Raw genomic sequence first — 9,474 nt, forward strand, 5'->3', positions numbered from 1 at the left:
GGTGGACACGAACAAATGAGTGTTCTATCTCCCGCAACATTATCAATACGTGATACAGGAGGCCAATATTTATTGGCTGGATCAAGGGAACTGTTGGGAAAAGCAGCTTCTTGTCGCGAATAGGGGCGACCCCAAGCATCATCTAAAGTATCTGCGACTGTATGAGGGGCATTCACCAATGGATTATTATCTTTTGGCCAAACCCCATTCCCAACTTTTTTTGCTTCTTCAGCAATAGAGAGTAATGCATCACAAAGTCGATCAATCTCTGCTTTTGGTTCTGATTCCGTTGGCTCAATCATCAAAGTTCCAGGAACAGGAAACGACATCGTGGGCGCGTGGAACCCATAATCAATGAGACGTTTGGCAATATCATCAACACTCACCCCATACTGATCTTTCAACACACGTGTATCCACAATACATTCGTGAGCAACACGTCCATGTTTGCCTCGATAAAGAATGGAATACGCAGATGAAAGACGTGCAGCAATATAATTAGCATTTAAAATGGCTATTTGTGTTGCATATTTTAAACCATCAGCGCCCATCATTCGAATATACATCCACGTAATTGCAAGAATAGAGGCACTTCCATAAGGAGCAGCCGAAACCGCATGGGTTGTGCCATCTTGTTCATGCCCTGGTAAGAAGGACGTAAGATGCGCAGCGACCCCAATCGGTCCCATGCCAGGCCCCCCACCCCCATGAGGAATAGCAAACGTTTTATGCAGATTTATATGACAAACATCAGCACCAATATCGGCAGGACGAGCAAGCCCTACAAGTGCATTGAGATTAGCACCATCAAAATAAACCTGCCCACCATTTTCATGAATAATAGAACAAATTTCCTTAATACTTTCCTCATAAACACCATGGGTTGAAGGATAAGTAATCATGAGAGCGGCCAATTTATCCTTATGCAATTGCGCTTTCATTTTAAGATCATCGACATCAACATCGCCATCACTTAAACATTTTACCACGACAACTTTCATCCCTGCCATATGTGCCGAAGCTGGATTGGTACCGTGTGCAGATGCCGGAATAAGACAAACGGTACGTTGATGTTCACCCCGTAAGTGGTAATAGCGTCGAATAGCCAAAAGCCCCGCATATTCACCTTGAGCACCAGAATTTGGCTGAAAAGAGACTTGTGCAAATCCTGTAATTTCACACAACCACGCATTTAACTGGTTAATCATCTCCAAATAACCCGCTGCATCCTCTTGTGAAACAAAAGGGTGTATATTGGCCATACTCGCCCAACTCACAGGCATCAATTCAGCCGCTGCATTAAGCTTCATTGTACAAGAACCAAGAGGGATCATCGCACGATCCAGAGCTAAATCTTTATCTGCCAAACGACGCAAAAAGCGCATCATATCTGTCTCTGAATGAACCCCATGAAAAAAGGGCTGAGAAAGAAAAGCAGCATCCCGTTCTTTGCCAAAGAGTCGTGGAGAACCTTGATCAACGAGTTGTGCCCCCAAAAGCTGTGCTAAAGCACAGGCATCTTCTTCTGTCGATAATTCATCAAAATTGATCACAATGGTGTCATCATCAAAAACACGAACAAGGCGTCCACTCATTTTGGCTTGATGTGCAATCTCTCGCGCTTTTCCCTTCACAACAACGCTTACACAATCAAAAAAAGACTCTGCTTCACAAGAAACACCAGCAGCCTCTAACCCCGCAACAAAACAACAAGTTAAATGATGAATCCGCTTCGCAATTTCTTGTAGGCCTTTTGGCCCATGCCAAACAGCATAAGCAGTTGCCATATTAGCCAACAAAGCCTGGGCTGTACAAATATTTGACGTCGCTTTATCGCGCCGAATATGTTGTTCACGTGTTTGCAAAGCTAAACGAAAACCAACGCGTCCTTCTGTATCGACAGATTGCCCCACTATACGCCCTGGAATAAGACGTGTGAGCGCATCACTAACCGCAAGGTAACCAGCATGTGGGCCACCAAAACCCATTGGGACGCCATAACGCTGCATAGAGCCAACAACAATATCAGCACCCCATTTTACCGGTGCCTCCATAAGAGTGAGCGCTAAAGGGTCAGCCACAACGATAACCAGCGCTCCTTTTTCCTTTGCCTCTTTTATGACCTCACTATAATCATGAAAAGAACCCTTTGTATCAGGCCAAGATAAAACAATTGCAGCTGTATCAGAACAAATTTCCCTCTCTTGGTTAATACACATCCCTTGTGTTTCAGCACGCGTTTGCACAACACTCAAAATCTGAGGGTGTAAAAGACTCTGAAGAGAAATTTTTGTTTTTTTCTCCCGTGTAAAACGAAAAGCAAGAGCATTTGCTTCAGCTAAAGCTGTTGCTTCATCAAGAAGAGAAGCCGCAGCCACAGGCAAACCCGTCAATTCGCTAATCAATGTCTGAAAATAAAACAAAAGCTCTAGACGACCTTGACTAATTTCTGCTTGATAAGGGGTATAAGCGGTATACCAAGCTGGATTTTCAAACAGATTTCGTAAAATAACCGGAGGCACAAATGTTCCATAATATCCTTGCCCAATAAAACTTTTGTGCAGCTGGTTTTTCCCCATCATCTTAGAGAGTTCTTCCAAGGCTTGGTTCTCACTCGCAGCCTTTGGAAGATTAAGTGAGTGCCTTAAATGGATAGAGTTTGGAACTGCTTGAGAAATGAGTGCATCAACACAATCAAGCTCTAAAACATCAAGCATTTTTTGTATTTCATCAGGACGCAGCCCAATATGGCGAGAAGAAAAAGAACGCTCGATCATAATATTCATCCAATCAGAGCCTTATAAGCATCTTCATCCAACAACCCTTCCAGTTGTGTTTCATCCTGCAATGTCATTTTCCATAACCAGCCTTCCGTTTCTGCTTTCTGATTTACCAGTTCAGGATTATCAGCCAGTGCTTCATTGATTTCGACCACTTCACCATCAAGAGGAGAATAAACATCTGAAGCCGCTTTCACAGATTCCACGACAGCCGCCGCCTCCCCCTTGGAAAGTTTTGTTCCACTTTGTGGTAAATCAACAAAAACCAAATCCCCTAATTGCTCTTGCGCATAATGTGTAACGCCAACAGTCACCACTTGTCCTTCAACGCTAAGCCATTCGTGGTCTTGTGTAAAATAAGTTTTAGACATAAAAAATCATCCTTTAAAATAACGTTGTTCAACAAAGGGAAGTGAATGAACTGAGAGCGCAATCTTTTTACCTCGCAGTTCTGTAAAGACTTGAGTTCCTTCAGCTTTACAGTCAACAGGAACGTAACCTATGGCAACAGGACCATCAAAAGAAGGACCAAAACCACCTGATGTTACCACACCAATCTCATTATCTTGATCATCGAAGAGCACCGCACCTGCACGAATAGGTTGGCGCGTTTGTGGTTTTAATCCAACACGACAACGCACAGGTCCTTTTTGCAGCGCTTCAAGAAAAGCTTCTGCGCCGTAAAATTTTGCTTTTTCTCGAACACTTTTAGGAACAGCCCATGTTAGAGCCGCATCAATAGGCGTCGTATCAGGGGTAATATCATTTCCATGCAAACACAACCCTGCTTCCAACCGCAAGCTATCACGTGCGGCAAGCCCAATCCACTCAACACGAGAATCACTCAGCAATTTTTCAGCCAACGCATGCGCATGCCCTATGGGGACAGCAATTTCAAAACCATCCTCTCCCGTATACCCAGAACGCGTTATAAACCAATCTTGTTGTGGTTCGAATCCCTGCATAAAGAACAATTCATTGCCTGGTAAATCAGCATCAGCAAGAACAGCTGCCGCTTCAGGACCTTGAAGAGCAAGCAAGACCCTTTCAAGAGCAATTACTTGACATTCAAAATCAACAGCACGGCTTTCTAATTCTACAAAATCAGCCTGTGCATTCCCAGCATTGGCAACCAGCAGGAAACGATCCTCTGCCAAACGGGTAATAATAAGATCATCAAGAATACCCGCCTGCTTATTAAGCAAATAATTATACCGTGAATGCCCAATCTTTAAAGCTGCTGCATCAATAGGAAAAGCATAGGATAAAAATTCCACGGCTTGTTCCCCTTCAACGGCAATCAATTTCATATGAGAAATATCAAAAAGTCCTGCATGTGCACGCGTATGAAGATGCTCTTTCAAAACGCCAAGAGGATAAGTTAAAGGCATATTCCACCCTGCAAAAGCACCAAATTTTGCTCCTGCTTTTTCATGCAAATCATATAAAGGAAGTGTTTTTAAAAAAGATGTTTCTTGTTCTGTGCCCATAATAACTCCAAAGCTGCGCTAACGCCCACACAATATGGTCGCCTCTGCACCCCTCTGTCATTAACCTGAGAGACTCGCGAAAAGACTTTTCGCTTACACCTTCGGCGCGGGCTCTCCCGACTTTCCAGATCTGCCTTTCTCCTTTTACGGTCCTTAAAGCCTGAGAGATTATGGGCTATTTCCCCTTCGGCGGCAATGCGAAAATTTGCAATCTGCACTCTCCCGCAAAAGAATGAAAGAAACGATAACGCTCTTTCCAGCATATTTTAATCTATAACCTATCTTTACCGCACTGTCATTAGCAAAGTGATAAACATATTTTCATTTTAAAACTTGCATAAGCTGCTTCAAAAGATTTATAATAGTATCCTTTTGAAGCTTACAAAAATTGTAAGGAACACATTTTAAGAAATTTAAAACAAAAATCAAAAACTATAGACAAAAATGACCCTTGAAAATCATGCAAAACGTCACACACTAAAAGGATCGCAAAGCAATATTCTTTTTTGTGCAATTCAATCTTAGCGATAGGGTTTCATATTTTTTTAAGAATAAGGACTTCAAGTATTTTATAGTATGATTTTAATGCACAAGAAGTAGATTTTCTGCTTTCTCAATAGTGTCATAAGTTACAACGATTGACAGACTAAAATTACCGAATAAAGGTCACAACATACTCATGAAAGCTGGTAATATTTCCTACAATTGCGAAAATGATCTTCCAAAGCAAATTGCGCTTTTCCCTTTAGAAGGTGCACTCTTACTGCCTGGTGGTTTTTTATCTCTCAACATTTTTGAACCAGAATCGCTTGAAATGATTGAAAATGTTATGGTATCCGATCGTCTATTGGGCATTATTCAACCACTTTCATCGGACATAAACCGCTTTTCTAAACAACTTTATAAAACAGGCTGTATAGGGCGCATTACAAACTACAGTGAAACAGGCAACGGGCAACTGTTCATTATATTACAAGGTGTTTGCCGCTTCACCTTAGAACAAGAATTGACGAATACAAAATCCTATCGAACAGCTCTCATCCAATCAAACATAAACGACTTACAAGAACTCGATATTGAAGAAAGCATTAATCGAGAAAGCTTACTTGATGTTGTTGAAAAATATCTAACGATCCATGAAATGGAGTATAATTGGAGCAGTATCATAGAAGCCCCTACACCTATATTGGTTAATGCTTTTTCAGCTCTTATCCCCTTTACACCGGCAGAAAAACAAGCTCTCCTTGAAGCGCCAGATATTAAAAGCCGTGCCCAAACGCTTCTTGCATTAACAGAACGCTCACTCATGAAACAAACAGGAACGGATTACCGTTTAAACTAATAAACGTAAAAGCATGAAAAAAATGACCACAGACCCCAAAATGCTCGAATTGCTTGTCTGCCCAATGACGAAAGGCACGCTCTCTTTCAACCGAAAAACACAAGAGCTTATTTCTCTCAAAGCCAAACTTGCTTATCCTATTCGTGATGGTGTTCCCATTATGCTTGCTTCAGAAGCACGCCCTTTACAAAACAATGAAGAAATAATGCATAAAAAATAAAAAAATCTTCATGTAATTTCCCTTCAAAAGCCCACGGTTATCAAGCCTCTATCCATAAGATCTTTATTCACGCGTTTTGAGAAAAAGCATTTGACAATAGAGCAATACATTGATTTGTAAAAATATTTATATCTCTCTACCTCTTGCAATAAAAGCCCAAAATAACATCAAGTTCCCTCGTTTCAGCCTTTTCATTCTGAAGCAATCAAAACTATGTCTCTTACACAACACAAATATCTGAAAAAAGGATTCAAACAGCCCTTGTTTTTACCCACACAGCCCACCCGTTTATGATGTACAAGCAAGTGATTTTAATGAATCCAACATGAGAAGATTTGTGATGAGAGATTTTACGATATTCCGCTTTGTGTTTTCAATGAAAAATGATGATCTATTATGACAAATCAATTTGTTGAGCTATCACGGAAGTACAATACAAAAGCGCTTACACCAGATCAGGAGAGGGGTATTAAGTGCAACTGAATATTCACGTTTTCATGACATTCCTATAAGCTCTATAGGCTAAAAAAAGCGTTTTATTGCTTGGAATAAGCAATTTGAATTTCGATTGACGATTGAAAATAATTCCCTTATGAGTGAAACTTGTGTTTTTGGTCGTATACGCGACGATCAAAAGGGCCTGGAAGCCCTAACATCGAACGCAGAACAAATCTGCTTTGCGGATATCCCGGAGTTTCCGGGGGCTCTTGTTATGTCCAAGTGCTTTAAGCACTAAAAGCAAGAGGCTGATTCGATGTCAGCACTTCCAGACCCCGGATACTAATGCGAGGGCGCTCGCACCCAGTGGGGGGCTTTAAGTGCAAAAAGTGCAAACTAAAAATCCACATTTTTACGATATTTCTTTGGGCAAGAAAATTCGCTTCAGAAGAAAAATCATGGGGATTTCTCAAAAACAATTGGGAAATCATTTGGGTGTAACATTCCAACAAATACAAAAATATGAAAAAGGTTTAAATCGCGTAAGTGCAAGGTGTTTACAGGAAATTGCTGATATCCTCGATGTTCCCGTTTCCTTCTTTTTCGCGGATAGCGTACAAAAAGAAGATAGCCTCTATGATGATGATAACAAAATATCGAGCAAAGAAGAGTATTTACTTTTGAAAAACTTCAGAATCCTTACCCGTAAAAAACAAAAGGCAATCTTGCAATTGATTTCTAATGAAAAAAATACCCCCTTATTTTCATAAATTTGCTGAACAAAATAATCAATGTCCTTCATAACTTTAAAAAGAATTTTAACTATCTCCCCTCTAGAGGGCAAAAATTTTTATCCGGTCTGGAAACAGTCTAAATAGAAATCTTCGTCTTTAGAGAGAAAAGAAATCAAATCATTGAATACTGAATAAATAAAAGATCAAAAAAATCTTCCAACACGATGCATCATACTATCTTTTAAAAATTCAAAAGAGTTTAAAGAGAAACAATTGACAGAAGAGAAAGAATTCACTTAATTGCTCTCCAAAGAGATGAAGACTTAGCGTAAAATATTAAATTTTTTCAACTCTGAAAGACTAAAAAAGACCGTATTATTTGAAATAAGGTAATTTATTGTGCTAACGATTATGCTGGTATGCACAAAATGGGATTATTGAAGATATAATTTTATAATGAAGATATAATTTTATAATGATGTTCCTTGACCAGCTCAATCTCTCCTGAGTATAGCGCGGGGAATAAACGTGGAGAGACACAAAGGAGTATAGAAAATGAGTTTTAAAGTTGCAATTGTCGGCGCAACAGGAAATGTCGGTCGTGAAATGCTTACAATTTTAGAAGAACGTGGTTTTCCTGCGCATGAAATTGTTCCTCTGGCATCACGACGCTCATTAGGGCAAGAAGTTTCGTATGGGGACAAAACTTTAAAAGTAAAAGCACTGGATACTTACGATTTTTCTGACACAGATTTTTGTCTTATGTCTGCGGGGGGGAGCATTTCCAAAGAATATGCTCCTAAAATCGCTGCAGCCGGCTGTGTTGTCATCGATAATTCCTCCACATGGCGCTATGATGCTAATGTTCCCTTAATTGTTCCTGAAGTCAATGCTGAAGCCATCGATGCCTTTTCTAAACGTAATATTATAGCCAATCCCAATTGCTCAACAATTCAACTGGTCTTAGCTTTAAAACCTCTCCATGATGCTGCCATCATTAAACGTGTTGTTGTCTCTACATATCAATCGGTTTCTGGAGCTGGTAAAGAAGGAATGGACGAACTTTTCGAACAGTCACGTGCAGTTTTTGTTGCTGATCCCATTACATCAAAAAAATTCACCAAACGCATTGCGTTTAATGTCATTCCTCATATCGATGTTTTCATGGAAGATGGTTATACAAAAGAAGAATGGAAAATGACCGTGGAAACGAAGAAAATTCTCGATCCAAAAATTAAATTAACAGCCACTGCTGTTCGGGTTCCTGTCTTTATCGGTCATGCGGAAGCCATCCATGTTGAATTTGAAAAACCACTCAGTGCATCTGAAGCACAAGCGCTTCTCCGTGATGCCCCTGGTTGTCAACTTATCGATAAACACGAAGATGGTGGCTATACCACACCTTATGAAGGTACGGGAGAAGATGACACCTTTATCAGTCGTGTTCGTGAAGATATCACTGTTGAAAATGGTTTAGCTTTCTGGGTTGTCGCTGATAATTTAAGAAAAGGAGCGGCATTGAATGCTGTTCAAATTGCTGAATTGCTCATTTCTCGTAATTTGATAAAGCCTAAGTCGGTAAATTAACCCTTTCTCTATCCGAAAGAACGAAGACGCATAGAGAGCCGGTCTGTAAAAAGTCCGGCTTCTTTAATGCAGTATATTGATTTATAAAGATAATTCACTGTTTTGTATGTTGAATGAGAGTCTCGAATAACATAAGATTCTCTCATTTCAAATCTGTTTATCTTGAATCAATCAAAACTATTCGCTTACACGTCACAAGCGGGGGTAGCGTGTGGGTAAAACTGTATAAGAAAGGATTAAAAAATGGCTCTTATGAACCGTCTTAATGCAAGATCTATCGCAACACCCACGGGCTGGCAAATAGAGTGTGATGGTGCCAGCTTGTTACTTCACAAATGTAAAGATAGGGGGTGCTCAATGGCTTTATCGTTATCCCATTCATGGGCGGCATCGTGAAATGAAATGGGATTGGGTGCATATTGGGAGCGTTGCGAGATGTCTCTTTAAAACAAGCCCGTGAATGTGCAAACAAATGGTGTTCTGTTTTATGCGAAGGTCGTGACCTCATTAAAGAATGTAATAAACAAAAGCGTGAGGCAATAAGCAATCTCCATGATTTAAAAGACATTGCTTTAGATGCTTTTGAAAGTCGTAAAGCTAAACTAAAAAATGATGGTAAAGATGGAAACTGGTTTTCACCTTTAAAGCACTTCCCTCTAACACCGTCCTCAAGGACAGTGTTTTGAGACGTTAGCCAATTTTACCTGAAATATTCTTAACTCTTTCTCCCTTTAAAGAACGAAGCTCTCTCTCTACACCGATCTGTACACAATCGCACTTTTTAAGTCATTTTCACCAATCGCCACCTTGAAGCTACTTTACGGTACAAACAGGATCAGCAGCATAAAGCATTTTCTGCTTCATGCTACCGTACTTTTTTGTC

Annotated in this window: 7 protein-coding genes, 1 pseudogene and 1 riboswitch; of the genes and pseudogenes, 5 read left to right on the plus strand and 3 right to left on the minus strand. The window is 40.2% G+C overall.

The window, feature by feature from the left end; genetic code table 11:
- From gcvP to gcvT, 3 genes are all read right to left on the minus strand, one after another.
- The coding region (gcvP, locus tag BN338_RS03465; protein ID WP_039759137.1) for an aminomethyl-transferring glycine dehydrogenase at nt 1-2,777 on the minus strand (2,777 nt) is incomplete at its 3' end.
- A 5-nt stretch (nt 2,778-2,782) separates the two neighbouring features.
- On the minus strand, nt 2,783-3,151 hold the full coding sequence (gcvH, locus tag BN338_RS03470; protein ID WP_039759112.1) for a glycine cleavage system protein GcvH: 369 nt from the start codon (nt 3,149-3,151) through the stop codon (nt 2,783-2,785).
- Nucleotides 3,152-3,157: 6 nt separating this feature from the next.
- Complete coding sequence (gene gcvT / locus BN338_RS03475; protein ID WP_039759114.1) at nt 3,158-4,270, minus strand: glycine cleavage system aminomethyltransferase GcvT; 1,113 nt, start codon at nt 4,268-4,270, stop codon at nt 3,158-3,160.
- A gap of 137 nt (nt 4,271-4,407) precedes the next feature.
- Nucleotides 4,408-4,505, minus strand: a riboswitch (glycine riboswitch).
- 444 nt (nt 4,506-4,949) lie between these two features.
- On the opposite strand from gcvT, the gene BN338_RS03480 reads away from it, so the two are divergent.
- The 5 genes and pseudogenes from BN338_RS03480 to BN338_RS13015 all read left to right on the plus strand — a co-directional run.
- The gene (locus BN338_RS03480; RefSeq protein WP_039759115.1) at nt 4,950-5,612 is read left to right on the plus strand and encodes an LON peptidase substrate-binding domain-containing protein; all 663 of its coding nucleotides are present in this window, start codon (nt 4,950-4,952) and stop codon (nt 5,610-5,612) included.
- 13 nt (nt 5,613-5,625) lie between these two features.
- Nucleotides 5,626-5,832 (plus strand): Trm112 family protein, encoded by a 207-nt coding sequence (locus BN338_RS03485; RefSeq protein WP_039759116.1) that lies wholly within the window; start codon nt 5,626-5,628, stop codon nt 5,830-5,832.
- Nucleotides 5,833-6,659: 827 nt separating this feature from the next.
- Nucleotides 6,660-7,040, plus strand: coding sequence for a helix-turn-helix domain-containing protein (locus BN338_RS03490; RefSeq protein ID WP_083868434.1), 381 nt, complete (start codon nt 6,660-6,662; stop codon nt 7,038-7,040).
- Between the two features lie 519 nt (nt 7,041-7,559).
- Nucleotides 7,560-8,591, plus strand: a complete 1,032-nt coding sequence (locus BN338_RS03495; protein WP_039759117.1) for an aspartate-semialdehyde dehydrogenase — start codon at nt 7,560-7,562, stop codon at nt 8,589-8,591.
- 243 nt (nt 8,592-8,834) lie between these two features.
- Nucleotides 8,835-9,238 (plus strand): annotated as a pseudogene (locus BN338_RS13015) (Arm DNA-binding domain-containing protein); the annotation flags it as partial.
- Nucleotides 9,239-9,474 lie beyond the last annotated feature (236 nt).

Origin of the sequence: Bartonella queenslandensis AUST/NH15, from assembly GCF_000312585.1 — a bacterium.
Classification (GTDB): domain Bacteria; phylum Pseudomonadota; class Alphaproteobacteria; order Rhizobiales; family Rhizobiaceae; genus Bartonella; species Bartonella queenslandensis_A.